Annotated in this window: 23 protein-coding genes and 1 pseudogene; 5 read left to right on the forward strand and 19 right to left on the reverse strand. The window is 69.8% G+C overall.

Annotation, left to right across the window (positions count from 1 at the left end; translation table 11 throughout):
* Positions 1-8: 8 nt before the first annotated feature.
* Positions 9-1,067, reverse strand: coding sequence for an IS110 family RNA-guided transposase (locus GA0111570_RS00005; protein WP_092605118.1), 1,059 nt, complete (start codon positions 1,065-1,067; stop codon positions 9-11).
* Positions 1,068-1,786: 719 nt separating this feature from the next.
* Positions 1,787-2,494, reverse strand: coding sequence for a hypothetical protein (locus GA0111570_RS00010; protein WP_092605120.1), 708 nt, complete (start codon positions 2,492-2,494; stop codon positions 1,787-1,789).
* A gap of 244 nt (positions 2,495-2,738) precedes the next feature.
* On the opposite strand from GA0111570_RS00010, the gene GA0111570_RS17805 reads away from it, so the two are divergent.
* On the forward strand, positions 2,739-3,155 hold the full coding sequence (locus GA0111570_RS17805) for a maleylpyruvate isomerase mycothiol-dependent enzyme family protein (RefSeq protein WP_217633936.1): 417 nt from the start codon (positions 2,739-2,741) through the stop codon (positions 3,153-3,155).
* A 166-nt stretch (positions 3,156-3,321) separates the two neighbouring features.
* Here the strand turns inward: GA0111570_RS17805 and GA0111570_RS00020 are convergent, their stop codons facing one another.
* Positions 3,322-4,500 carry an FAD-binding domain gene (locus GA0111570_RS00020; RefSeq protein WP_092605122.1) on the reverse strand — a complete coding sequence of 393 codons (1,179 nt, stop codon included), beginning with the start codon at positions 4,498-4,500 and terminating at the stop codon, positions 3,322-3,324.
* Between the two features lie 299 nt (positions 4,501-4,799).
* Here GA0111570_RS00020 and cmtR point away from each other — a divergent pair, with 299 nt between their 5' ends.
* Both cmtR and GA0111570_RS00030 read left to right on the forward strand, forming a co-directional pair.
* The gene (gene cmtR / locus GA0111570_RS00025; RefSeq protein WP_092605943.1) at positions 4,800-5,162 is read left to right on the forward strand and encodes a Cd(II)/Pb(II)-sensing metalloregulatory transcriptional regulator CmtR; all 363 of its coding nucleotides are present in this window, start codon (positions 4,800-4,802) and stop codon (positions 5,160-5,162) included.
* Between the two features lie 137 nt (positions 5,163-5,299).
* Positions 5,300-7,258: a heavy metal translocating P-type ATPase gene (locus GA0111570_RS00030; protein ID WP_425438592.1), complete on the forward strand. Its 1,959-nt coding sequence runs from the start codon at positions 5,300-5,302 to the stop codon at positions 7,256-7,258.
* Positions 7,259-7,380: 122 nt separating this feature from the next.
* On the opposite strand, the gene GA0111570_RS00035 is transcribed toward GA0111570_RS00030, so the two are convergent.
* Positions 7,381-8,649, reverse strand: a complete 1,269-nt coding sequence (locus GA0111570_RS00035) for an MFS transporter (RefSeq protein ID WP_092605126.1) — start codon at positions 8,647-8,649, stop codon at positions 7,381-7,383.
* Between the two features lie 19 nt (positions 8,650-8,668).
* The gene (locus tag GA0111570_RS00040; RefSeq protein ID WP_092605128.1) at positions 8,669-10,045 is read right to left on the reverse strand and encodes an MBL fold metallo-hydrolase; all 1,377 of its coding nucleotides are present in this window, start codon (positions 10,043-10,045) and stop codon (positions 8,669-8,671) included.
* A gap of 99 nt (positions 10,046-10,144) precedes the next feature.
* Between GA0111570_RS00040 and GA0111570_RS00045 the strand changes: the two genes are divergently transcribed.
* Complete coding sequence (locus GA0111570_RS00045; RefSeq protein ID WP_092605130.1) at positions 10,145-10,825, forward strand: ArsR/SmtB family transcription factor; 681 nt, start codon at positions 10,145-10,147, stop codon at positions 10,823-10,825.
* Between the two features lie 70 nt (positions 10,826-10,895).
* Here the strand turns inward: GA0111570_RS00045 and GA0111570_RS17505 are convergent, their stop codons facing one another.
* The 9 genes from GA0111570_RS17505 to GA0111570_RS00085 all read right to left on the reverse strand — a co-directional run bounded on the left by GA0111570_RS17505 (position 10,896) and on the right by GA0111570_RS00085 (position 18,331).
* The gene (locus GA0111570_RS17505; RefSeq protein WP_175557247.1) at positions 10,896-11,057 is read right to left on the reverse strand and encodes a hypothetical protein; all 162 of its coding nucleotides are present in this window, start codon (positions 11,055-11,057) and stop codon (positions 10,896-10,898) included.
* Between the two features lie 70 nt (positions 11,058-11,127).
* Positions 11,128-12,672: a SulP family inorganic anion transporter gene (locus GA0111570_RS00050; protein WP_092605132.1), complete on the reverse strand. Its 1,545-nt coding sequence runs from the start codon at positions 12,670-12,672 to the stop codon at positions 11,128-11,130.
* A 139-nt stretch (positions 12,673-12,811) separates the two neighbouring features.
* Positions 12,812-13,219: a MerR family transcriptional regulator gene (locus tag GA0111570_RS00055; protein ID WP_092605945.1), complete on the reverse strand. Its 408-nt coding sequence runs from the start codon at positions 13,217-13,219 to the stop codon at positions 12,812-12,814.
* 284 nt (positions 13,220-13,503) lie between these two features.
* Entirely contained in the window at positions 13,504-14,637 is a 1,134-nt protein-coding gene (locus tag GA0111570_RS00060; RefSeq protein ID WP_092605134.1) for a sensor histidine kinase, read from the reverse strand.
* Complete coding sequence (locus GA0111570_RS00065) at positions 14,634-15,353, reverse strand: response regulator transcription factor (protein WP_245702951.1); 720 nt, start codon at positions 15,351-15,353, stop codon at positions 14,634-14,636. Before GA0111570_RS00065 ends, GA0111570_RS00060 begins: the two co-directional genes overlap by 4 nt.
* Positions 15,353-16,051, reverse strand: a complete 699-nt coding sequence (locus tag GA0111570_RS00070) for a hypothetical protein (RefSeq protein ID WP_217633937.1) — start codon at positions 16,049-16,051, stop codon at positions 15,353-15,355. The genes GA0111570_RS00065 and GA0111570_RS00070 overlap by 1 nt, the downstream gene beginning before the upstream one ends.
* Positions 16,048-16,326, reverse strand: a complete 279-nt coding sequence (locus GA0111570_RS00075) for an SHOCT domain-containing protein (RefSeq protein WP_217633938.1) — start codon at positions 16,324-16,326, stop codon at positions 16,048-16,050. Before GA0111570_RS00075 ends, GA0111570_RS00070 begins: the two co-directional genes overlap by 4 nt.
* Positions 16,327-16,529: 203 nt before the next feature.
* Positions 16,530-16,889, reverse strand: coding sequence for an SHOCT domain-containing protein (locus tag GA0111570_RS17510; protein WP_092605138.1), 360 nt, complete (start codon positions 16,887-16,889; stop codon positions 16,530-16,532).
* A gap of 242 nt (positions 16,890-17,131) precedes the next feature.
* Entirely contained in the window at positions 17,132-18,331 is a 1,200-nt protein-coding gene (locus GA0111570_RS00085; RefSeq protein WP_092605140.1) for a phosphodiester glycosidase family protein, read from the reverse strand.
* A 158-nt stretch (positions 18,332-18,489) separates the two neighbouring features.
* On the opposite strand from GA0111570_RS00085, the gene GA0111570_RS00090 reads away from it, so the two are divergent.
* Positions 18,490-19,962, forward strand: coding sequence for a sensor histidine kinase (locus tag GA0111570_RS00090; RefSeq protein WP_139283094.1), 1,473 nt, complete (start codon positions 18,490-18,492; stop codon positions 19,960-19,962).
* On the opposite strand, the gene GA0111570_RS00095 is transcribed toward GA0111570_RS00090, so the two are convergent.
* The 5 genes and pseudogenes from GA0111570_RS00095 to GA0111570_RS18240 form a co-directional block, all read right to left on the reverse strand.
* Complete coding sequence (locus GA0111570_RS00095) at positions 19,929-20,612, reverse strand: winged helix-turn-helix domain-containing protein (RefSeq protein WP_092605144.1); 684 nt, start codon at positions 20,610-20,612, stop codon at positions 19,929-19,931. The genes GA0111570_RS00090 and GA0111570_RS00095 overlap by 34 nt on opposite strands.
* Positions 20,613-20,747: 135 nt before the next feature.
* On the reverse strand, positions 20,748-22,130 hold the full coding sequence (locus GA0111570_RS00100; RefSeq protein ID WP_175557248.1) for a sensor histidine kinase: 1,383 nt from the start codon (positions 22,128-22,130) through the stop codon (positions 20,748-20,750).
* A gap of 1 nt (position 22,131) precedes the next feature.
* Entirely contained in the window at positions 22,132-22,812 is a 681-nt protein-coding gene (locus GA0111570_RS00105; RefSeq protein WP_092605148.1) for a response regulator transcription factor, read from the reverse strand.
* A 63-nt stretch (positions 22,813-22,875) separates the two neighbouring features.
* Complete coding sequence (locus GA0111570_RS00110; RefSeq protein ID WP_092605150.1) at positions 22,876-23,136, reverse strand: hypothetical protein; 261 nt, start codon at positions 23,134-23,136, stop codon at positions 22,876-22,878.
* 167 nt (positions 23,137-23,303) lie between these two features.
* Positions 23,304-23,633: pseudogene (locus tag GA0111570_RS18240) on the reverse strand (histidine kinase); the annotation flags it as partial.
* Positions 23,634-23,866 lie beyond the last annotated feature (233 nt).

The raw sequence follows: 23,866 nt of genomic DNA on the forward strand, positions 1-23,866 counted from the left end.
GGACGCTCCTATGGTCTGTCAAGGACTGGTGGGTGTTCGAGGAGGCGGTAGAGGTCGCGGGCGATGTAGCGCTTGAGGCAGCGTTTGATCTCGCGTGGGGTCTTGCCCTGGGCGGTGCGGCGGGCGGTGTAGTCCTTGGTCGGCTGGTGGTAGCGCTGACGGGACAGGACGATGGTGTGCAGTGCCCGGTTGAGTTGTCGGTCCCCATGGCGGTTGAGTCGGTAGCGGGTGGTGGTCTGGCCGCTGTTGGCGGGGATCGGGGCGACGCCGGCCAGCATCGCGAACGCTGCTTCGGAGTGGATCCGGCCAGGGTGGGACCAGGCGCACAACACCACGGCGGCGACGATCGGGCCGACGCCGAGTTGGTCGAGCAGGTCGGGTCGCCAGCGCTTCACGATGGCCAGGATCGCTGTTTCGTGGCCGGCAGCCTCGGTCTGCAGGCCCTGGCAGCGGCGCGCGAGCTGGCGCAGCACGCGCGCCGTGGTGCTGGTCTCGGTGTCCCAGCTGGGCTGGATGCGTAGCTTGGCGGCGATACGGACCTGCTCGACCGGCCGGTGGCCGCGCAGCTTGGCGCGCAGGACCTCAGGGGCGGCGATGGTCAGGCTGAACAGTTGGCGCATGGTCACGGTGTAGGCATCGACCGCGGAGCCACGCGCGGCGAGCAGCACGGAGAGGGCTTGTCGGTCCCCGGCCGCCCGGGGTGTGCCCAGCACGGGCCGGGCCAGGGCTTCACGGGCGGCGCGGACCGCGTCGATCTTGTCGGACTTCGCCCCGTGGCGGCGCTGGGTGCGTTCGGGCCGGTCCAGCTCCACCACGTACTCCTCGCCGGCCGCCAGCAAACGGGTCAGTCCGGCGCCGTGGCCGCCGGTGCCCTCGATCGCCCACGCGCGCAGCGCGCCGTGCTCATCAGCGAAGTCGATCAGTGCGCGGTAACCCTCGGGGGTGGTCGGGACGCTCAGGTCGGCCAGCGCGGCACCGGTGTGGGCATCGATCACTGCGGCTGTGTGGGTCTCGACGTGGGTGTCGACCCCGATGACGAAGTCGACGACTTCGGCCAGACTGGTCATGCGTTCTCCCTTGCTCCGGAATGGACGTGGTTCCGGTCCGGGAGGAGTCACGGCAGGACTGTGACGGGACACCTCAGGTGCTGTGAACACCTGAGGGTCAAGCTCCTGATCAGGCCAACAAGGCTCCGACCGGGCCGGGGTCGGCCACCCGTGACGGACAAGTCCACTGAAAGGCACACAGGCCAGTCAGGCCAAGGGTCACGTCACCAGGTGGCTTCCCCACAGCCCATCACCAGACGAGCTGTACCGCCATCCTCACAGTCAGTCCTCTAGCGTGGTGGAACTCAGCGGGGGCCGTTGAGCGTCTCGATGCTGGGGCGGAGGGAGGGGCGACCCGGGTTCGGAGTAACGACCGAGAAACCCCCAGGGTGCCCACGCTGACCCATCAACCCCAGTCTGCCCTGTCCACCCTGATCGCGGAGGTGCTCGCCGATCCCGACCTGCGCAAGACCAGGTGTCCAGCAGCCTGATGTGTCCCGCTTCGTGAAGGTCTTCGCAGACGGAGACCAGGGATCGTTGCGCCGAGGCGTTGCTGCTGGCATCAATGGCGTCGGCCCGAGGTGAGTCCTGTCGCCTTGGGGAACCGTCTGTCAAACGAACGTGATTGTTGGAGATGTGCCGTCCCGATAGGAAACAGCAGTGTCCATCGGGACGTGGATGAGGGCAACGTGTGGCCGGAAGGGTTCGGCCGTCCGGTCGTGGCGCGTCTGACCGATGGGTCAGCGGCCGGGGGACTGGTTGGCTGCGGCGGCGTAGGCCTTGCGTCCTTGGAGTGTCAGGGACAGCCAGGTACGGGACGAACCGAGTTGTCCGCGCCGCTCGAGACGGACGTCGCCGGCGTTCGTCAATGCTGCGACCTGTTCGTCCAGCTCCGAGGCGGGGACCGCCAATCCCTCCACGACGGCGGCGCGTTCGAGGGCGGAGACGGGGTAGAGACAGGCGCACAACGCCGCTCGGGTGGGAGACCGGAAGGACTCCGGGCACTCCCGCATCAAGATCGGCGCAGCAGTACCAGCGAGCCTTTCGATCGTGAAGCGCTCGGTCAGCCGCAGGTAGCCCAGGCCGCCCGACATTGCGATGACCGCTACTGCCAGCGCCCACCACGGCTGCCAGGCATGTGGCACGCGGGCCTGGCCCAGCACGAAGACGGCGAGGTACATCGCCATGAACATCAGCGCCGAACGTCGATCCGTCAGGCCCTCGCCGGGAACGTCGCGTCGCTTGGCGAACGAGCGATTGAGGACGACGGCGATCGTGATCGTGAGCGCCAACAGGATGATCCCCACGATCCAGCTCCAGATTGCCTGGAAGGAGGCCACCCCCAGGGTGACGCCCATGCCCGCGGCTAGGACGACATCGACCCAGCCGGGACGGCGGGAGGCTTCCAGGGTGCGTCTGCGTCGGTCGGTGAGGTCCGGGACGTCCATGCCTCCACCGTAGTGGGCCTCTCCCCAGCCTCGGCCCGTACGTACGCCCGAACTGATCCAGCCCGAAGGTGTGCAGACGGCGGGGCATGGCGAGGTCTGCCAGTCGACGGTTCCGAGTCGGCAGCCGGGACGACACGACGAGGAGCAACAGGGCGGAAGGCGTACTCGCCCTCGTACGGAGCCGGGTGCTTGCGCGTTCACCGACCGCTGCATAGCCATCCCATTCACGACTATGCATCACAGCGTGGTCGCCAGTTCCTCGACGGCGGGTGTCTGTCAAGCGAACGAGATTGTTGGACTTCTCGAAGGGGGATCCATCAACCAGGTGTACGTCGACGAACTCGCGTCGCTCAGTACCGAACAGCTCCTCGACAGGCTGCGGGATCATCTGCGCCCACAGGGGCTGGCCACGACCTTCGGGGGCCGGCTCGCCCTGCTCGATGTCACCATCCACCATCAAGACATCCGCCGACCGCTTGGCAAGCCACGCCAGATCCCGGCGGACCGACTGCGCTGCGTACTGGGTGACGCCGTGCGGAGCCCGGAGCTGCCGGGGCGCATCCTCTCTGCCAGGATCGCTTTGCCGTCACCCTGTCGCTCGGGCTATCGATTCGTTCGTGAAGGTGGTCGAGGTCTGGCTGCGTGCCGACATCGCCCCTGAAGGCCAGCGTGATCCCTGAACGTCTGGTCGCCGAGTACGGCCTTCTGCGGGCATCTGGGCGGCGGTGAGCCCTCGGCAGGGCAGGCGAATGACCGTAGCCCGGCTGGTCGACACCTCAGAGGGAAGGAGCCCTGGCGGACGAGACCGGACCCTGCGATCGCTGGCCTCAGCCGGAAGGGAACGCCGGTAGTTCGATGGCGTCGTGGAAGCTCTTTCCCATCGCCAGGTCCGTCACGTGCGGCAGTTCCATCAGCTTCATCACCGCGTTGCGGGCCAGCAGCCCGGACCTGCTGCGCGGGGCGAACGCCGAAGCCAGTCGTCTGGCCGCCGCCTGCTTGGAGCGCAGGAATGGGGCGAGCGTGGTCTGGTAGCGGGCGAACGCCAGCGCGTGGTCGCCGCCGGATCGTGCCAGCTCCGCGGCCAGCACGTACGACTCGATCATCGCCAGCGCCGATCCCTGGCCGGCCAGCAGCGAGGGACAGGCCGCAGCGTCCCCGGCCAGCGCCACCCGGCCCCGGGTCCATGACGGCATCTGGATCTGGCTCACCGCGTCGAAGTAGAAGGTCGTGGCCCGGGGCATCGCCTCGAGGAGTGCCGGGATCTCCCAGCCCGCGCCGCGCAACCGTTCCCGTAGCAGCGCCTGCTGGTCGGCCACGCTCCCCAGCGGCACCGTGCCGTCGTGCCGGACCGTGAGGACCACCATGGTGACGTCGTCGCGCAACGAGACCCGGACGGCCTGGAAGCCGACCTCGGCGTGCATCATGGCGACCAGTTCGTCGCGGGGTCGGTAGCCCGGGACGTCGAAGACCGAGACGACGATGTCCTGGTAGCGCTCGAACTGCTCGTCGGGGCCGAACACCAGCCGGCGGACCCGGGAGTGCAGGCCGTCCGCCCCGACCACGAGGTCGAAGTCTCGGGGCTGGCCGTGCTCGAAGGTGACGTGGACCCGGTCCCCGTCGTCCTCGAGGGCGTGCACAGTGTCGCCCAGGACCAGCTCGGCCTCACCCTGCAGTGCACCGTAGATGGCCTGGGCCAGGTCGGCCCGGGCGATGCTGACGTACCGCTCGTTGGGGCCCATGATCGCCGCCGGCTTCATCGAGGCGATCCGGCGACCGTTGCGCCCGACGGCTCGCGCCTCACGCATCACGTACCCCTCGCGGCGCAACTGGGGGATGATCCCCATCCGATCGGCCACGTCGAACCCGGCTCCCCAGAAGTCGATCAGGTAGCCACCGCGGCGCAGCTCGGGCGCGTGCTCGACCAACGTCGGCCGGTGCCCCGCCCGCAGCAGCCAGTAGGCGAGGGTAGGCCCGGCGATCCCGGCCCCCACGATCAAGACCTTCACCTCGGCGCCCTCCGTCCTGGACTTCCGGTGCTGCCACAAGTGTGGACCGGTGCCCCAACGACGTCAGCAGGGCCAAGGCCCTCCTCTTCGTGCGAACGACCAGGTCAGCAGGGTGACCCTCGAACGGTCAGCCGAGTTCTCGCAGAGCTTCGGGCGCTCGCTGGTGGAGGTCGTCTCGTCAAGGTCTGCATCGTCCCGGGAAGTGTCGGTCAAACGAACGAGATTGGCACACGCCGTTAGGCCCCGTGGGTGAGGCGTTCAGGTTCCGGATAGGTCAGCCTTCGCTGTATGGTCAGTGTGTGCTGACCATTGCTTCTCGTGTTGATGTCATGAACCGGTTGGGCCGGGCCATGGCCGACCCGACCCGCTCGCGGATTCTGTTGTCCCTGCTCGAGGCGCCGGGGTATCCGGCGCAGCTGGCGCGCGACCTGGACCTGACGCGTACGAACGTGTCGAATCATCTGGCGTGTCTGCGGGGCTGCGGGATCGTCGTGGCCGAGCCGGAGGGGCGCCAGACGCGCTACGAGATCTCGGACCCGCATCTGGCTGCCGCGCTGATGGCTCTGGTGGAGGTGACCCTTGCCGTCGATGAGGAGGCGCCGTGCGTGGATCCGCAGTGCCGGGTCCCGGGCTGCTGCGACGGCGGTGAGGGGGCGCGATGAGCGACGAGTGCTGCGGAGCGGACGAGCCGCGACGCCCTTCCCCGACGGTCCACCGGATCACGTTCGGTGCCCCGCGCCCGGCTGGCGATGCCCGCCCCGGCCACGGCCAGGACTCTTCAACGCTGGCGGTTCCGCCGCTGGCGCATGAGGACGGCGACGGCTGTTGCGGTCCGGATCCGGCCAGGCAGAGCGACGGCGAGCCGGGGGAGGTGCGGCCGCCGTGGTGGCGAGACCCCGCCTTGCTGCCTTCGACGGTCTCGGGGGTGTTCCTGGCTGTGGGGCTGGTCCTCGCGTGGTCAGGGCTCGAGGTGCCGGCGCTGGTCGCCCAGTGGGTCGCCCTGCTGGCCGGGGCCTGGACGTTCGTCCCCGGCGCGATCCGGCGGCTGGTGCGCGGCCGGCTGGGTGTGGGCCTGCTGATGACGATCGCCGCGATCGGCGCGGTCCTGCTCGGCCATGTCGGGGAAGCCGCGGCGCTGGCGTTCCTGTTCTCCCTGGCCGAGACGCTGGAGGACCGGGCGATGGACCGGGCCAAGGAAGGCCTGCGCGCCCTGCTGTCCCTGATCCCGCAGACCGCCCGGCTGTCCCGGACAGGTGGTGATGTCACGGTCCCGGTCGCCCAGATCCGTGAGGGCGACGTCCTGGTGGTCGGTGCCGGGGAGCGGGTCGCGACCGACGGGATCGTGGCCCAGGGCCGCTCCAGCATCGACACCTCCGCGGTGACCGGCGAGTCGATCCCCGTGGGGGTCGGCCCTGGTGACCCGGTGCCGGCCGGGGCGGTGAACGGTTCGGGGAGCCTGCTGATCGAGGCGACCGCTGACGGTCGGGACAACTCGCTGACCCAGATCGTGGCCCTGGTCGAGCAGGCCCATGCCCGCAAGGGCGAACGCGCCCGCCTCGCGGACCGGATCGCGCGTCCGCTCGTGCCGGTGGTGCTGGTCGCCGCCGCACTGGTCGCCGGGTTCGGCCTCCTCACGGGGGATCCGTGGACGTGGATCGAACGAGCCCTGGTCGTGCTGGTCGCCGCGTCCCCCTGCGCCCTGGCGATCGCGGTGCCGGTCACGGTCATCAGCGCCATCGGGTCCGCCTCCGGATTCGGCGTCGTGATCAAGTCCGGGGCCGCGTTCGAGCAGTTCGGCACCATCCGCACCGTCGCGTTCGACAAGACCGGCACCCTGACCAGCAACCAGCCCCAGGTCGTCGACGTACGTACCGCGCCCGCGATGGGCAGGGAGGAGTTACTGGGACTGGCTGCGGCGGTCGAATCCACCAGCACCCACCCGTTGGCCGCCGCGATCATCACCGCGGCCCCCGGCTCCCCGGCCGCGGCGCAGGTGAGCGAGGATGCCGGCCACGGCATCACCGGACGTGTCGGGACGCGCATCGTACGGGTCGGCAGCCCCCGCTGGATCGATCCCCAGCAATTGGGCGACGATGCCGATGCGATGAGCGGGGAAGGCATGAGCGTCGCGGTCGTCGAAGCAGACGGGCAGGCCGTGGGCCTGATCGGGATCCGCGACGAGCTGCGCCCCGAAGTCGCCGAAACCGTGAGGATGCTGGCCGACCAGGGCATCGAGACGCTCATGCTCACCGGCGACAACCCACGCACCGCGGCAGCCCTCGCGGCACAGGCCGGCATCACCAGGGTCCTGGCCGACCAGCGTCCGGCCGACAAGGCCGCCGCGATCACCGATCTGGCCCGTACCCACCCCACGGCGATGGTCGGGGATGGCATCAACGATGCCCCGGCGCTCGCGACCGCGACCGTCGGGATCGCGATGGGCGCGACCGGGTCGGCGGCAGCGGTCGAGTCCGCCGACATCGCCTTCACCGGCCACGACCTGCGGCTGATCCCCGCGGCGCTCGCCCACGCCAGACGCGGACGGCGGATCATGACCGCCAACATCGCCCTCGCCCTGGCGATCATCATCGTCCTGTTCCCGCTCGCCCTGTTCGGGGTGCTCGGGCTGGCCGGGGTCGTCCTGGTCCACGAGGCCGCCGAGGTCATCGTCATCCTCAACGGCATCCGCGCCGCCCGCAGACCCTCCGGGCTGCCCGCCACGGAGGCGGGCGCCGCACTCGAACCGGTCCGCGCATAGGTCTGACCCGCGAGCCGCGGTCGGGGCCCGATTCGAGGGGGAGGGCAGAGTCGGTCGGGTCGGTGCTGGTGGCCGGTTCTCAGAGAGGCGTGGGAGGCCCCATCCGGGGCCTCCCACGGCTCCTATGTCGTGGTGTGGTCGTTGCCGCGCATGCGGAGGGCGACGACGAGGCCCGACAGTGCGGTGAGCGCGGCGACCGCGCCGATGGCGGCGGGGATTCCGTACAGGTCTGCGATGAGCCCGGAAAGGAGCGCCCCGACGGCGAACCCACCGTCGCGCCACAGCCGGTAGATCCCGACGGACCGGGCCCGCCAGGTCGGGTGGGCCACGTCCCCGATCGCGGCGAGCAGGGTCGGATAGACCATGGCGGTCCCCAGGCCCAGGAGGACGGCGGCGACCAGCCAGATCGCGAAGGTGTCGCCTCCGGCGACGACGGCCAGGCCGACCGCCTGGACGAGCATGCCGGCGGTGATGAACCACTTGCGGCCCCACCTGTCGGAGGCGGCCCCGGTGAAGAGCTGCCCGGCACCCCAGACCGCGGGGTAGACGGCCGCGAGGATGCCGATCTGGTGCAGGCTGAGCCCGGCGCCGGCGAACAGGACGGGGAACAGGCCCCAGGCGAGGCCGTCGTTGAGGTTGTTGACCATGCCCGCCTGGCTCACCGAGGACAGGGAGCGGTCCTTGAAGCTGGTGAGGGTGAAGATCTCCTTGGTGGTGAGGCCGGCGTGCGCCTGGTCGTGGGCGTTGACGTGCTGGGAGGCCTCGGCCCTGGCGTGGTGGTGGGTCTCGCGCACCCTCAGGACGGACAGGCCCAGGCCGAGGGCGATGTACGCCGCGCCGAGGAGGAACGGGGCGGGGCGCAGCCCGTATGCGGAGGCCAGGTACCCGGTGGCGAGGGCGGTCACGGCGACCCCGAGGTAGCCGGCTGCCTCGTTGAGGCCCATGGCGAGGCCGCGCTGCCTCGGGCCGACGAGGTCCATCTTCATGATCACGGTGGTGGACCAGGTCAGGCCCTGGCTGGTGCCCAGGAGCACGTTCGCCGCGACGATCCACGCCCAGGTGGGCCCGAAGATGAGCATCAGCGGGATGGGGATGGCCACCAGCCAGCCGGCCACCAGCACCGGTTTGCGGCCGTACCGGTCCGAGAGCGTGCCCGCGAAGTAGTTCATCGCGGCCTTGGACAGGCCGAAGGCGAGGATGTACGTCAGCGCGCTGGTGTACAGACCGAGGTGAAACGTCTGGGACGCCAGCAGCGGCAGGACTGTGCGCTCCTGGCCGAGGGTGCCGCCGACGAGGGCGTTGACCGCGACCAGGAGGAGGAATTGGGCCAGGTTCTGCCGCAGTCCCAGCACCGGGCCGGAGGCGGCACCCTCTCCCGAGCCCCGGGTCAATGATCCTTGCGTCGCCCGCTCACTGTTCGACCCCCGTGGCGACCGGGCGGCCTGCCGCCGCAGCCCACTCGTCGGGACCGCCGTCGAGGATCGTGATGCCTGACAGCCCGGCGCGTTCGAGCAGGCTGGCGCCCCCGCCGGCGCGTTCGCTGTGCCCGCACATCACCACGACCGGGCCCTCGGGCAGGGGGCCATCGGTCTTGAGGAGGTCACCGAGTTGGAGGTTGATCGCGCCCGGGACATGGCCGGCGGCGTATTCGGCCGCCTGGCGTACGTCGACGACGGTCGCGTCCGACATCCGGGCCAGGCCAGCGGCGTCGGTGAGTTCGGTGCGTTCGGTCGCGCCACCGTTCGCGGTCCAGGCGGCCATGTCCCCGGTGAGTTCGCCCGCGGGGGAGTCGAAGCCCACCTTGGCTGCGGCGGCGGCGATGGCCTCGGGATCCTGGTCCGCTCCGCGCACGATGACCAGGGGGGCCTGGGGATCGGCGAGCCAGCCCAGCCAGAGCGCGAACACGGGCCGCAAGGGGATGCTGATCGCGCCGGGGAGGTGCCCGGCGGCGAACTCACGGGTCGGTCGGGCGTCCACGACCTGCGCACCGGCGGCCAGCAGCTCCCGGACGCGGGCGGGTGAGAGCGGCGCGAGGCCCGCGGGCGAGGCCAGCACGGCCGGGCCACGGCGGTTCACCTCGGGCAGGCGGCGGAAGTAGCCGGGGAAGCTGCCCATCCGGGCCATCAGGGCCTGGACGAAGGCATCCTCGCGCTCCAGCTGCAGCAGCGGGTTCGTGCGCCGTTCGCGTCCGATGGTCGTGGTGCGCTCCGCTCCGGCGCCGGCCGAGCAGAAGGATCCCGCGCCGTGGGTGGGCCAGACCGGGGTCTCGTCGGGCAGTTCCATCAGCCTGTGCAGGGAACGGTACTGTGCCCTGGCCAAGGGGACGGTCTGCTCGGGGCCGACGAGGTCGGTCCGTCCGGCGGTGCCGACCATGAGCGAACCGCCGGTGAAGACTCCGGCGAGAGTGTCGCCCTCGTAGAGCAGGTAGGAAAGGTGCTCAGGCGAGTGCCCGGGAGTGGACAGGGCCCGGAGGGTGAGGCTGCCCAGGTCGAGGTCCTCACCGTCCGCGAGCCCCAGGTGGTCGAAGGCGCGCTCGCCCACGGCCGGGGAGATGATCCGCGCTCCCTCGACTGCTGCGAGTTCGGCGGTGCCGGAGACGAAGTCGGTGTGCAGGTGCGTCTCGACCGCGTAGACGATCCGCAGGCCGCGCGTTGCCGCTTCGGCCCGCAGGGCGCGCAGGTCGCGCTGCGGGTCCAGGGCCAGGGCGCGGCCCGCGCCCAGATCGAGCAGGTAGGTGGAGTTGCCGAGGCCTTCGTCGACAACAGGGATGGGGGCGATGGGAGCCATTCTCGTCCTCTCCGGGGTCGGAGCCCCAGCCGGCGTAGTATTCCAAGAAAGCCTGGAATAGAATTGACTCTAGTATTACATGGATCTTTGGAGGATCAAGTGGGGGACCGTGCAGAGAAGGCCGCGCTGTTCGAAGAATTCGCGCGAGTGGGCAAGGCCCTGGCCAACGGCAAGAGGCTGGAGCTGCTCGACCTCCTGGCCCAGGGCGAGCGCAGTGTCGAGGCCCTCGCCGCCGCCGCGGGCCTGGGTCTGAGTACGGCCTCGGCCCACCTGCAGGCACTTCGCCAAGCCGGGCTCGTCTCCACCCGCAGGGAGGGCACGAAGATCTTCTACGGGATTGCCGGCCCGGACGTCCTGCGGCTGTTCGCTCTCCTGCGCTCGGTCGCCCAGGACCGGGTTCCTACGGTCGAGCCCCGCCGCGTCGCCTATCTCCAGCTCGAGGGGCCCCGCGCCCAGGAGCAGGCCCTGACCCGAGAAGAGCTGGCCGCTCATGCCAAGGAGGGCAGGCTGACCATCATCGACGTTCGTCCCGCCGACGAGTACCGTGCCGCCCACCTCCCCGACGCGGTATCCATCCCGCTGGAGGAACTCGAGCAACGCATCTCCGAACTGCCCGCCGACGGTGAGCTCGTCGCCTACTGCCGGGGCGCCTACTGCGTCATGGCCTACGAAGCGCTCGACATCCTGCGCGCCCACGGTCTCCACGCCCGCCGGCTCGAGGACGGCATGCTCGAATGGCGATTGGCCGGTCTGGCCGTCGACGAAGGAGAGGCAGCCTAGAAACGGGTGCGAAGGTCCCTGCGCCCGCGAAGTGATCTGACCCCAGGGCAGCGGGCGTCCCGGGATGCGCCTACGCGCTCTCGACCCAGGTGGTGAGGAGGTGAGCCGCCTGCTCGACGTCGCTGGCCGTGGTCCAGCGGCCGAGAGGGAGCCGGACGGCGGACATGGCCCGGTCCGTGGGGACGTCCATCCGCATCATCGTGAGGTGGGCACCGGCCGCGCCCTGAGCCATCGGGCAGTATCCGGTGAGGATGCCGGAGTGGCCTCAGGGGCCGAGGGCGGATCTTGGGCCGGATGCCTGCTCAGTGCCCCTCTCCCAGTCTCCCGGACAGGCGCTCGAGGCGCCGCAGGCTCTCGCCGTCGAGGCCGACGATCTCTGCCTTCTTGCCCCGCGCCGCGTACTTGTTCCGGACCGCATCGAGGGTCGCGACCGTGGATGCGTCCCAGATATCCGCGGCAGTGAGGTCGATGATGACGGTCTCGGGGTCGCCGGCATAGTCGAACTGGTAGACGAGGTCGTTGCTGGAGGCCCAGAACAGCTCGCCCTCGACCGCGTAGCGGCGGACGTCGACGGTTCCGTCGCCGTCGACGTCGGTTTCCCAGACCGGCTCGATCAGCACCATGTGGGCGACGCGGCGGGCGAACATCACCATTGCGGTGAGGACGCCCAGGACGACGCCGATCGCGAGGTTGTGCGTGGCCACGGTCGCGACGACGGTCACGAGCATGACGAGGGTCTCCGACAGCGGCATCATCCGCAGGGTCGAGGGCCGCAGGCTGTGCCAGTCGATGGTCCCGACCGAGACCATGACCATGACGGCGACCAGGGCTGCCATCGGTATCAGGCCGACCACATCACCTAGGGCGACCACGAGGATGAGGAGGAAGAGGCCGGCGATGAAGGTCGAGATCCGGGTGCGGGCTCCCGACTGCTTGACGTTGATCATCGTCTGGCCGATCATCGCGCAGCCACCCATGCCACCGAAGAAGCCGGTGACCACGTTGGCCACACCCTGGCCCCAGCTCTCGCGGGTCTTGTCAGAGTGCGTATCGGTGATGTCGTCGACCAGCTTGGCGGTCATCAGGGACTCCATGAGTCCGACCAGGGCCATGGCGATCGCGTAGGGGCCGATGATCCGGAGGGTGTCGAAGGACAGTGGGACGTTCGGGAAGAAGAACTCGGGCAACGACTGCGGTAGCGCACCCTGGTCGGAGACGTTGGGGACGCGCCAGCCCGCAACCACGACGACCGCGGTGATCACCACGATGGTGACCAACGGGGCGGGTACGACGGAGGTCAGCCGAGGCAGGAACACCAGCATCGCGATCCCTGCCGCGACCAGCGGATAGACCAGGAGCGGGATGTCGCCGCCGATCAGGTGGGGCAACTGGGCGGTGAAGATGAGGATGCCCAGGGCGTTGACGAACCCTGTCATCACGCTGCGCGGGATGAAGCGCATCAACTTCGCCACGCCCAGGACAGCCAGCACGACCTGCAGCAGCCCTGCCAGGATCACCGTGGCCAGGAAGTAGTCGAAACCGTAGTTGCGCGCGACAGGGGCAATGACGAGGGCGACCGCTCCGGTGGCGGCGCTGATCATCGCCGGGCGACCGCCCACGAAGGCGATCGTGACGGCCATGGTGAAGGACGCGAAGAGCCCGACCTGTGGGGCGACGCCGGCCAGGATGGAGAACGAGATCGCCTCGGGGATCAGTGCCAGTGCGACGACCAGGCCGGCCAGGACCTCGGTCTTGAGTCGACGTGGCGACCGGAGGACGGACCGAACAGTATCCGGGTGACCCTGGGAGTGTTGATGCGCCAGCTCGGGCGCGACGGTCGGAGTCATGGGGTTGCCTCGCAGATGGGGGAGGAGGGGCCCGCAACGGAACTCGCCGCGCGAAGGCCCCGATTGCCAAACCTAACGTTACGTGAGGTTGGTTAGGGTGCGGAAATCGGCGCGGAATGCGTGCGCACCCAGGGCAGGGCTACTGCCCGGATCCGTCCGAGGCAGAGAGGGCTCGCAACCGATCGAGGAACTCGTCGGCCATCTGCATCTTTCGTGACAGATCCGCGCGGCGCTCAGCTGCGAGGCTCTCGAATCGCCGCAGCTCCTGCAGTGCCGTCTCGGGCGCTTCGCCAGCGGCAAGGGCGTCGGTCAGGGTGAGCAGGTCCTGCATCTCCTGCAGGCTGAACCCCAGCGGCTTCATCCGCCGGATGAGCAGCAGCCGTTCCACGTCCGCCTCCGAGTACAGCCGGAAGCCGCCGTCGGTGCGTCCGGTCGGGTGCACCAGGCCGATCTCGTCGTAGTGCCGCAACGTACGCAGGCTGAGACCGGTGCGCTCAGCCACCACGCCGATGTGCATCACCGAGGACTCCTGGGCCTGACCACTCATCGGCCCAGTCTGCCCGATCTCGTCCGCGAGGGCGCGCTGGCTGATCTGCTCATCACCAGGGGTCTTGGCCGACCAGCGTCCGGCCGACAAGGCCGACGCGATCACCGATCTGACCCGTACCCACCCCACGGCGATGGTCGGGGACGGCATCAGCGACGCCGCGCCGCGCGCAGACCACCCGGACTGGCCGCACACCGCAGACGGCCGCGGCACTCGAACCGGTCCGCGCATAGGTCCCACCCACGAGCCGTGGACGGTCACACCGAGGGGGACCGGGTAGCTGGTCAGGATCGGGCGGGGTTGGCGGGTGGGAGCGTGATCGTGAACCGCGCGCCGTTTCCGGGGCCGTCGCTGTGGGCGAGGAGCGTGCCGTGGTGGGCTTCGACGAGGGCCCGGGCGATGGTCAGGCCGAGGCCGGACCCGGTGCTGTGCGGCCCCTTCGTGAAGCGGTGGAAGAGGTGTTCGGCTTCGGACGGGGGGAAGCCGTCCCCGGTGTCGCTGACGATGATCTGCGCGGGCGCGCTTCGGGCGGTGTCGCGCGGTTGTGCCGTGAGCGTCACGGTGCCTCCGGGCGGCGTGTGGCGCAGGGCGTTGTCGAGCAGGCACCCCAGTGCCTCCTGGATCCGGTCGGGGTCGACCAGCACCAGGGGGAGACCTGGGTTGATGGTCGCCTCGAGGTGGATGCCGGCGGCGCGGTAGCGCTCGCGTTGGGCGCCGAGGGCCTCCTCCACCAGGGCGGGGATGGCGACGGGTTCGACGTTGAGGAGGAGTTGGCGTTCCTCGGCCCGGGAGACGACTTCGAGGTCGGCGACGAGGCGTCGCAGCCGGGCGCTCTGGGCAGTCAGGGTTTCCAGGGTCAGGTCGTCGGGAGGTAGGACGTGCTCGCGTACGGCTTCCAGGGTCGCTTCGATCGACGTGATCGGTGTGCGGAGCTGGTGGGCCAGATCTGCGGTGAGCTCCCTGCGGGTCGTCTCGGTGGACTGCAGCCGCTCGGCGAGGTCGTTCAGTGAGGTTGTGAGAGTGGCGAGTTCGGGTCCCATTCCGGGGTCGAGGACGCGCGCGTCGAGGTGTCCGTCGGCCAGGTGACGACCGGTGTCGGCGGCCTCCGCCACGGCCGCTGCGAGGCGTCGGGCCACGAGCCAGCTGATCGTGGAGGCGGTGAACGTGGCGATGACCACGCCGACGCCGACCGACACCAGGACGGCCTGGTCGACGGCCCGGCCGATGTGTTCGAGGACCTTCGCATCGAGGGGCACGGCGGCCCTGCGCAGGTGCAGCTGGAACACGGCCGGTGCGACGAGCAGCACGGTCAGGACGACGGTGCCGGCGCCTGCCACGATGACCAGCAGGTTGTTGAGCAGGAGGCGGGGTGCCAGCCCGAGGCGCGCGAGCCCGGCGCTGATCGGCCGGCGGGTCATCCCGGACCCATCCGGTAGCCGACGCCGCGGATCGTGAGCACGTAGCGCGGGTCACGTGGATCATCGCCCAGCTTGTGGCGCAGGTGGCCCACATGGATGTCGACGAGGTGCTCATCACCCGGTGCGGAACCTGCCCCACCCTCCCAGACCCGGTCCAGCAGCTGTGCCCGGGTGAACACCATCCGGGGGGCGCTGCTCAGGGCCTCCAGCAGTTCGTACTCGGTGCGCGTCAGGGGGACCACCGATCCGGCCACGCGGACCTCGCGGGCCGGCACGTCGATGACGAGCTGGCCGAAGACACGCGTGTCCGTGCCGGCCGGCGACGCGGCGCCGGCCACGGGGGTGCGGGGGCGTCGCAGGAGGGTGCGGACCCGTGCCACCAGCGCGCGGGGGGAGAAAGGCTTGATGACGTAGTCGTCGGCGCCGACGGCGAGCCCGATCAGCATGTCGACCTCATCGGCGCGCGCGGTCAGCATCAGGATGTAGCAGGTACTGAAGGTACGCAGGCGTCGACACACCTCGATGCCGTCCATGCCGGGCAGGCCCAGGTCGAGCACGACGACGTCGGGCTCGGACTCCTGCGCGAGCGCGAGCGCCGTCTCCCCGTCGGCGGCGGTGCGGACCTCGAAGCCGTCCTTGACCAGGTAGCCCTCCACGACCCGCACGATGCTGGGCTCATCGTCGACGACCAACGCGCTCAGCTTCTTCTCTGTCACTAGGCGTCCTCCTCCGCAAGGAACTGGCCGTGCCACGTGTGGTACCAGACCGCGCCCGTGGTGGCGTTCACCGACAGCATGCCCACCTTCTTGCCACCTGAGGTGGTGTCGATCGTGTAGTAGCCGGGATAGGCCTCGGGGGTGGCCGCCGTCTGGCCGGCCGCGTTGGTCGGCAACCACCGGTTGGCGATGGCCACCGCCTGATCGGCGGAAACCGTGGCCGTACGGTTGCCGGTGTTCCACATCATGGCAGGCCCGTACTCGGTGGCGACCGCACCGGTGGCCGGATCGACGAGTACCTCCGTCGTGGGGGCACCCGAGGTGTCCTTCAACTCGACATAGAAGTTGTTGGTGAACTGCATCACTTCACCCGGACGCAGCCCGCTGGAAGCGGCGGCCTGGGTGGCGCGGGCGCGGGCCTGGGCGATCGTCCCGACCCGCACGCCGTCACCGGCCAGCCATACCCGGCCGCCCATCATGCCCCCGGACGGTCCACCGACCTGTCCGCGGCCGCCGGGACCCGTCATTGGGGCGCCGTGCCCCGACCACTGCGGCGCGACACCACCCACAGGTGCTGGGGGCCGTCCGAACCCCCATGCCACGAAAGCCACCGAGGCGACCAGCAGTAGGCCGGCAACGGCCAGCACCACCCAGGCCAGCCACCGCGGGCCGGCCTTGCTCAGACGCTTCCTGGTCATCGGCGTTCCTTGCGGGCAGCCGCCAGCACCTCGCGCTGGGTCTGGTAGGTCTCCAGGTCGATCTCGCCGCGCGCGAAGCGGCGGTCCAGGATCTCCTCGGGAGTCTCCTGTGGGGGCTGCGGGGAGCCGCCCTCCACCCGGCGCGCCGGCAGCAGCCGGCTCACCGCCCACGCGATGAGCGCGATCAGGACGATCCAGAACACCACCATCCCGATCATGGCGCCCCAACCCATGCCCCAACCCATGCCGCCCCAACCGTTTCCGCCCCAACCCATCATGGTGATCCTCCTGGTCTGCGGGGCGGCCACTCGACCGCCCGATGTCTTCCAGCCTCGCAGCGGCCGGTAATGATGGAGGTGGGGGCAAAGTAAAGATTTCCCACAGCCCTGGACAGTGCCCGCGAGGCTGCTGCCGGGTAGGGCAAGCACACACCCCGGGACGCTCGTAGGCAGTCCCGGGGTGCGTGGTCGACGCGCGATCAGGCGGCACGCCGGTTCGGTTGGGCTGCGTCCTCCGGTGCGAGGTAGGGCATGCCCGCGGTCGGGTCGAGGCCCTGGTCGCGGACGCTACGCAGGGTGGCCACGCGCTCCTGGTAGTCCTCGGGAGTGATCTCGCCGGAAGCCAGACGTGCGGTGAGCGCCCTCATGGCCTCATCCTCCGGGCTCGTTGTGGCGCCATGCCCGGTGCGATACGGCGCCCGTGCGGCGCTGTGGCTGTCCCGACCGGCCTGCGAAGGTGTGGTGACCAGCCGGTTCCCGAGGTGGGCGCGCCGATAGAGGTAGACGAGCGCGGCGATGACGAGAACCGCCAGGACGAACAGGAAGAAGCCTGCGAACATGCCTCCCCATCCCGCGCCGCCGTAACCTGCGCCGCCGTAACCTGCGCCGCCCCATCCCATTCCGCCCCGACCCATCATGGTGATCCTCCTGGTTCCAAGAGGCGATCACTCGACCGCCCGATGTCTTCCAGCCTCCCAGCGGCCGGTAATGATCGAGGTGGGGGTAAAGTAAAGATTTCCCCCCCAGTCGTCACACCGGGCTGGCTGGCCCCACCGCGTCGGTGTGTGAGTTCGGCTGGCGATCAGGCGTGCCGTGGCATCACCGCGACGAAGTCGCGGCTGGAGGGCTGCAGGTAGCGGTCGGCGGCGGCGGTCTCGTCGCTGGTCAGCTTCTTGGCCGTCGTGGCATTGGCGGTGTGGGTGTAGGTGATGTAGCTGGTCCAGTCCTTGTTGATGTCGAGCTGCATCGCCTCGACCGCTCCGGCGTCGTGGAGGATGTGGGCGAGCGCCCCGACGGTCAGTGAGGGGCCGATCACCACGACGGTCGACCCGTCGGCGCGGGTGCCGACACCGCTGCGCCATACCGCGGCGGCGCTGCCGACGGTCTTGCCCCAGATGGCGGGGCTGGGGTTGGAGACGGCGGGGGTGATGCTTCCCTTGTCGACGAGCAGGGTGAGGTTCTGGCGCACGGCCGCGACGCCGGCGCCGGGTTGGCCGCCGGGCCAGCTCTCCACCTTCAGCATGCCGTCACTGCCGAGCACCATCGAGGCCGCGCCCTGGCGCAGTGGCGCGACGGCGTGTCCGTCCTGCCAGTAGCCGCCGTGGGCGTCGACGATCTTGAAGCCGCTGTTGAAGGAGGCCAGCACGGTCGAGGCGGCGGTGCCGCTGAGCTGGCTCGTCTCGTGCGGGACCGGGCCGGGTTCCTTCGTGCCGGGATGCAGCACGAACGAGTTCAGCCGGGGGTCCATCCAGACCACGTGGACGACGTAGGAGGTGTGCACCGCGTCCGGGCGCAGCGAGGTGACCATCGCCGCGGTGTGTCCCTGGGAGGAGTAGAGCGGGTGCCACTGCCCCTCGCCGGGCAGGGCCGGGCCGCCCTGCGAGGGGATGGTCGAGGGCCGTACGCTCTCGGTGCGTACGGCACCGGAGGAACCGACCTGGAGGGCGGAGCGGTCCGGGGTCCCGCCGGCCTTGGGCGGGTTCAGCTGGTACTGCCACTGTTCCAGGAGGGTGATGAGGCCGCTCATCCCGTGGTCGCGGGCCCATTCGGCGACGCGGGCGGCGGTGGTGTCGGTGCCCGGGGCGGCGAGCGCCTGGCCCAGCGAGACACCGTTCCACAGCAGGAGGGTGGCGAGCACGAGGGCGGGGACCGCCAGCCAGCGGCGGCGGCGCCGAGGGCGGCCTTGTGGTGCGTCCTCGTGGTGCGCGGTGCCCACCCCCGACCGGGCAGCACCATCACGGCGCCGGCGGTCCGGCAGTTCGTTGGTGGCAAGGTCTGTCATGGGACTTCCTTCCTGTGTTGCCGCTCGAGGGTCAGGCTCCGGCCACTCGGACAGCGATTGTCTTCCACTGTCCCCGCCGCCTGTGAGAAGCCGATGAGGACGGTCCCACCCCGACAAGGCCCCAGGCCTAGGCTGGGGGCGGGAACCAGGAGGTGATGATGAGCCGGATCCTGCTCGCCGTCGGCATGCGCGCCAAGCTGGCGCTGGCGACCATGGCGATCGTCGGGCTGGCCCTGGTGATGGGGACCGGCATCGTCAGCCTGGCGCTCTACTCCGCGCTGACATCGTCACTGAAGACCCAGGCCACCGCCCAACTCCAGGCCATCGTCGATCTGGTCGGCCGGGAAGGGCTCGAGGGCCTCAACGGGGAAACCGGCGCCGAGGTCGGCGCCGGCGCCGTCGTCCAGCTCATCGATGCGCAGGGTCGCCTCCTCTACAGTTCGCGTCCCGGCGCCCCCCTGACCACCCTCCACCCGGCCATCGGGCAGGTCCTGGTGGAGGGCATCACCCCCCTGCCGACCCTGCGGGACATCCCCGGCCCGGTCACCGCCGCCACCGGGGTCCTCATCGACGATCACCCCGTCACCGCCGCAGTGGCCCTGCCGCAGGTCTCCCAGCGCGAGGCCGTCACCACCGTCGTCAAACTGCTGCTGCTCGGCACCCCGGTCATCGTCCTCGCCTCCGGGATCATCGCCTGGTGGCTCATCAGCCGCTCGCTGCGACCCGTCGAGGGGATCCGCAGCACGGTCGAGTCGATCTCCTCGCGACACCTCGACGCGCGCGTCCCGGTCTCGGGGACCGACGACGAGATCGGGCGCCTGGCCCTCACCATGAACGCGATGCTCGAACGCCTCGAACGTGGCCGCCGCCAGCAGAACCAGTTCGTCGCCGACGCCAGTCATGAGCTGCGCTCCCCCCTGGCCAGCCTGCACACCGCCCTCGACATGGGCACCGGTGACCCGACGGGGGAGCGGTGGAGCAGCCTGGCGCCGGTGATGGTGACCGAGACCCACCGGATGGAACGGCTCGTCGACGACCTGCTCACGCTGGCCCGTGGTGATGCCGGCTCGGTGCCCGCCACCCGCTGGCGCGATGTGGACCTGGACGACCTGGTCGTCGAGGAGGCCCGCCGGCCGCGGCCCTCCGGCCGGGTGGAGGTCAGCTTCGACGTACGCCCCGCGCGGGTCCGTGGGGACCGACTGCAGTTGGTCCGGGTGGTGCGCAACCTGGCCGACAACGCCGTGCGGGCGGCGACCTCCCGCGTGGTGCTGTCGGTCGCCGCCGAGGGGGCCGAGGCGGTGGTCCGGGTCGAGGACGACGGCCCCGGCATCCCGGAGGACCAGCGGGAGCGGGTGTTCGAGCGGTTCGTCCGGCTCGACGAGGCGCGCAACCGCGACGACGGTGGCAGCGGGCTCGGTCTGGCCATCGTCCGCGAACTCGTCGCCTTGTACGGCGGCAGCGTGGCCGTGGACCGCTCCGGCCTGGGCGGCGCCCGGTTCACCCTCCGCCTCCCGCTCCACAGGCAGGCTTCACCAGAAGAGGACACGAGCGACCAGACCGTGCCCGCTCCTGACCTGCCGGGTCCCGCCGTGCTGGATCAGGGCACGGGCGGGCTGTCGACCAGCCGGTAGCCGACGCCGCGCACCGTCTCGATCGAATGCCGCCCGAACGGCTCGTCGACCTTGCGGCGCAGGTAGCTCACGTAGACCTGGATGATGTTGGTGTCCCCGGCGAACGCCGGGTCCCACACGCCGTCGAGGATCTGCGTCTTGGAGACCACCTGGCCACGCCGGCGCATCAGGTACTCCAGCAGCATGAACTCCTTGGCCGTCAGCTCGACCTCCGCTTCGCCGCGCCACACCCGGTGGCTGGCCGGGTCGAGTGACAGGTCGCCCACGCTCAGCACGGTCGGCCGCTCCGGCGCACCCCGACGGATCAGCGCACGCAGCCGTGCGACGAGCACGACGAAATCGAACGGCTTGGTCAGGTAGTCGTCGGCCCCCAGGTCGAAGGCGTCCACCTGGTCGTACGGCCCGTCCTTGGCCGTCAGCATCAGCACCGGGGTCCAGACCTGGCGGGCCCGCATGCCCTTCACGATGTCGTAGCCGTTCAGGGCGGGCAGCATGATGTCGATCACCGCGACGTCGTACGCCCCCTCCAGGGCCATCCAGAGACCGTCGCGCCCGTTGGACGCGACGTCGACGATGAACCCCTCGCTCCGCAACCCGTCGGAGACCAGCTTCGAGAGGGACGGATCGTCCTCGACCATCAGCATACGCATGCCTCCATTGTGTCGCCCCCACCGAGTGGCGAAGATCCGCCCCTCCCCACGGCCCGGGACGGCGTTGACTGCCTCCACGGCGTTCTTGCAGTTCGGCCGGTACAGGCCCCGCCACCAGATCGGCGGGGCCAGGAGCTACTGGGTGACGATCGGGAAGCGGACGCACACGCGGGCTCCGCCGTCTGCACGATTGCCGATCTGCAGAGTTGCGCCATGCTCGCGGGCAATGGACTCCACGATCGCCAGCCCGAGACCCGCGCCGGTACCGACCTCCGTGGGCTGTTCGCGGGCGAAGCGCTCGGTGGCGTGCGGCAGAAACCCCTCCTCGAATCCTTTTCCGCGGTCACCGACACACAGCAGGACTCCCAGGCCATCATCCCGCTCATCGGGCTCGACGAGTACGTCCACGCGACCACCGACAGGGGACGCCTTGACGGCGTTGTCGATGAGGTTGATCGCAAGCTGCACCAGCCGGTCATGTGAGCCGACCATGGGGAAAGGCCCATCGGTGACCTGCAGGGCGATCGCGACATCGCTGTGTGCCCGATTCATGAGATCGACGGCTTCGGCGGCGGTGGCGGCAAGGTCAACGAGCCCCCGATCCGGGCCGGTCGCTGCCGTATCGGCTGTGGCCTGGGCCAACAGCCCGTTCACCAGGCGGACCAGGCGTTCAGTGTCCGCGTGCGCAGATCGCAGAGACTGCTGGACCTCCTCGGGTCGGCGGCCCGCTCGCGCGCCCAACTCCAGTTCGGCGCGCAGCATGGTCAGCGGGGTACGCAGTTCATGGCTGGCGTCGGCGACGAAGCGTCGCTGCTGGCTCAGCGAATGCTGCATCCGCTCGATCAGGTCGTTGAATGTGTGGCCGAGCCGCGCCACTTCGTCGTGACGGCGTCCCACCGGGAGCCTGGCAGCGGAGTCCGGGTCCCCGCTGATCTGCTCGGCCTTCTGCCGCATTCGTTCAATGGGTTTGAGGGTCGCCCCGACAGCCAGCCACTCGACCATCGTGGCCAGGGCCATCAGCGTGGCTCCGCCGGCGACCAACTGGAGCACCATGTCATGGAGGGTCGCCAGGGTGGTGCGACGACTGGTGCCGGTGATCACCAACGCGGAAGGTGTTCCGCTGGACTCCATCGACATCGCGAACACGCGGACGGGTTCACCTCCCGGCAGGGTGGTGTTCACCGACAGCGGTGCCGTACGCGCCTGGGCCAGCTGAGTCGGGGTGAGCAGCGGATCGGTTCCCGCACCCTCCGACGTCTCGACCAGACGGTCCGAGCCGTCGACGACTTGCGCGAGGGTGTCCACCGGTGAGAGTCCGGAGGCCCGTAGGGCTCCGTCCTGGAACCCTGTGCCGGCGCCGTACTGCTGGACCAGGGCGTCCGCGCGGGCTCGCAGCGAGGTGTCCATCGCGACATCAACGGAGTGGGACAGGGAGTTCACGAGCCACCACCCCACCACGGACACGACGATCAGCATGCCCAGTGTGAAGATCAGGGTCACCCTCAGCCGCAGACTCATGTCAGCCAGTCGCAGGTCTTGCGAGCCGGTAGCCGCGTCCCCGGACCGTTTCCACGTCATGCCTGCCGAAGGGACGGTCGATCTTGCGCCGAAGGTAACCCACGTACTGATCGACCACGTTGGAGTCACCGTCGTAGGCGAAATCCCAGACCTTCTCCCGGATGAAGGTGCGTGACAGCACATCTCCGGGGTGACGCATGAACAGTTCCAGCAGTGCGAACTCCTTGGAGGACAGATCGAGTGCGACCCCGTCGCGCTCGGCCCGGTTGGCGGCCGGGTCCAACGTGAGGCCTCCCACCGTCAGCACGGTGGGACGAGGGACGGCGCCCCTGCGGGCGAGCGCCCTGACCCTCGCCGTGAGTTCGACGAAGGTGAACGGCTTGACCACGTAGTCATCTGCCCCCTCGTCCAGTCCCGTTACCCGCTCCGACACGCTTCCCAAGGCCGTGAGCATGAGAATCGGGGTCCAGACTCCCCGCTCACGGAGCTGACGGCAGACATCATGACCACTGATGTCGGGAAGCCTGATATCCAGCACGATGACGTCATACGGCAGAGTCCGACCCCATCGCAGGGCTTCCCGACCGGTGGTGACCACGTCGACGACCCAATGTTCTTCACGCAGCCCCCGGCCCAGGACCTCGGCAGTACGCGGATTGTCCTCCACTACAAGCACGTGCATGCGTCAGCCTCCTGGAGCCCGCGTGGTGGGGCCGCCTCCTGGCGGCCCCACCACGGTGAGCGATTACTCCTGACCGTTGAACTGATGATCCACGTTGGCGCCGTTCGCGTCAGCGTGACCGCCGGGGCCGTCGTTCGCCGATTCGAGAGTACCGTGTTCGGCAGTCGTGGCCTCGGAACTCTCCGACCCGCCAACGGCGGCCTGCGTGGCGCTGCTGCTGGGGACCGGGGAGGACGGGGCCGCGAAGGCCGGAGCCACGGCCAAGCCACCCAGAACGGGAGTGGCCACCAGGGCTGTGGTGACGAGAAGTTTCTTGATGTTCATGCTGACTTCCTTCGGTCGATGCATTCAAGCCGGCTGGCTTGATGTGTCCACCGTTGCTCGGGCTCGATGTAAACACGATGTGAGATTCGGGCCCGATCTCCTCCCGACCCACCGATGCGGTCACCCCCTGGGCATGGTGCATCGGTGGTTGTGTCGGGTGGGAGCTGGGGTTCATGGTGCTGTGCCAGTTCGTCCACCAGGGCGACCTGGGGGTGGCGGCGCAGGACCGCGTCGAGATCCAGGTCGCTCACCTCCATCCCGCGATACACCACGCAGCGGGGCGGGATGATCTCCAGACCGGCGAGCAGGGCGGCGGTCTCGGGCCGGTCATGGGTCTCGACCAGGGCCACCACCACGTCCGTTCCCCGCGCGGCGCGGCGTCGGCCCTCGTCCAGCATCGCGTAGGTCTTCCCGACGCCGGGAGCGGCGCCGAGGAGGATCTTGAGCCGCCCGCGAGGGGGAAGGCTCGGCCGGCCGGGGGTGGCCGCGTCGGTCATCGAGGTGGTCCTTCGCGTCGGTGATTCGTCGCGGATCGAGCGGCTGGAGGGCGAGGTTCGCCTCGGTCACGTCGACCCGCGGACTGCCGAGGAAACCCAGCGTACGACCTGCGTAACCGGCGCGGAGGGCCTGACGCACCGTCGCTTCGGGATGCCGTGGGTCCTTGCGGTCCGGGGCACCTGATCGGCGGCGTACGTCGACGAGATGTGGTCCTGGGACCTCGTTGACCGCC

It is taken from the genome of Raineyella antarctica, from assembly GCF_900092135.1.
In the GTDB taxonomy this organism is placed as follows: domain Bacteria; phylum Actinomycetota; class Actinomycetes; order Propionibacteriales; family Propionibacteriaceae; genus Raineyella; species Raineyella antarctica.

Bases quoted from the DNA above. Each gene is read 5' to 3' on its own strand.
- GA0111570_RS17510 (WP_092605138.1), bottom strand. From the start codon at position 16,889: ATGTTCGCAGGCTTCTTCCTGTTCGTCCTGGCGGTTCTCGTCATCGCC.
- GA0111570_RS00085 (WP_092605140.1), bottom strand. From the start codon at position 18,331: ATGACAGACCTTGCCACCAACGAACTGCCGGACCGCCGGCGCCGTGAT.
- GA0111570_RS00110 (WP_092605150.1), bottom strand. From the start codon at position 23,136: ATGAACATCAAGAAACTTCTCGTCACCACAGCCCTGGTGGCCACTCCC.
- GA0111570_RS00005 (WP_092605118.1), bottom strand. From the start codon at position 1,067: ATGACCAGTCTGGCCGAAGTCGTCGACTTCGTCATCGGGGTCGACACC.
- GA0111570_RS00105 (WP_092605148.1), bottom strand. From the start codon at position 22,812: ATGCACGTGCTTGTAGTGGAGGACAATCCGCGTACTGCCGAGGTCCTG.
- GA0111570_RS17505 (WP_175557247.1), bottom strand. From the start codon at position 11,057: ATGGCTCAGGGCGCGGCCGGTGCCCACCTCACGATGATGCGGATGGAC.
- GA0111570_RS00095 (WP_092605144.1), bottom strand. From the start codon at position 20,612: ATGCGTATGCTGATGGTCGAGGACGATCCGTCCCTCTCGAAGCTGGTC.
- GA0111570_RS00010 (WP_092605120.1), bottom strand. From the start codon at position 2,494: ATGGACGTCCCGGACCTCACCGACCGACGCAGACGCACCCTGGAAGCC.
- GA0111570_RS00100 (WP_175557248.1), bottom strand. From the start codon at position 22,130: ATGAGTCTGCGGCTGAGGGTGACCCTGATCTTCACACTGGGCATGCTG.
- GA0111570_RS00055 (WP_092605945.1), bottom strand. From the start codon at position 13,219: ATGAGTGGTCAGGCCCAGGAGTCCTCGGTGATGCACATCGGCGTGGTG.
- GA0111570_RS00070 (WP_217633937.1), bottom strand. From the start codon at position 16,051: ATGACCAGGAAGCGTCTGAGCAAGGCCGGCCCGCGGTGGCTGGCCTGG.
- GA0111570_RS00040 (WP_092605128.1), bottom strand. From the start codon at position 10,045: ATGGCTCCCATCGCCCCCATCCCTGTTGTCGACGAAGGCCTCGGCAAC.
- GA0111570_RS00075 (WP_217633938.1), bottom strand. From the start codon at position 16,326: ATGGGTTGGGGCGGAAACGGTTGGGGCGGCATGGGTTGGGGCATGGGT.
- GA0111570_RS00050 (WP_092605132.1), bottom strand. From the start codon at position 12,672: ATGACTCCGACCGTCGCGCCCGAGCTGGCGCATCAACACTCCCAGGGT.
- GA0111570_RS00090 (WP_139283094.1), top strand. From the start codon at position 18,490: ATGAGCCGGATCCTGCTCGCCGTCGGCATGCGCGCCAAGCTGGCGCTG.
- GA0111570_RS00060 (WP_092605134.1), bottom strand. From the start codon at position 14,637: ATGACCCGCCGGCCGATCAGCGCCGGGCTCGCGCGCCTCGGGCTGGCA.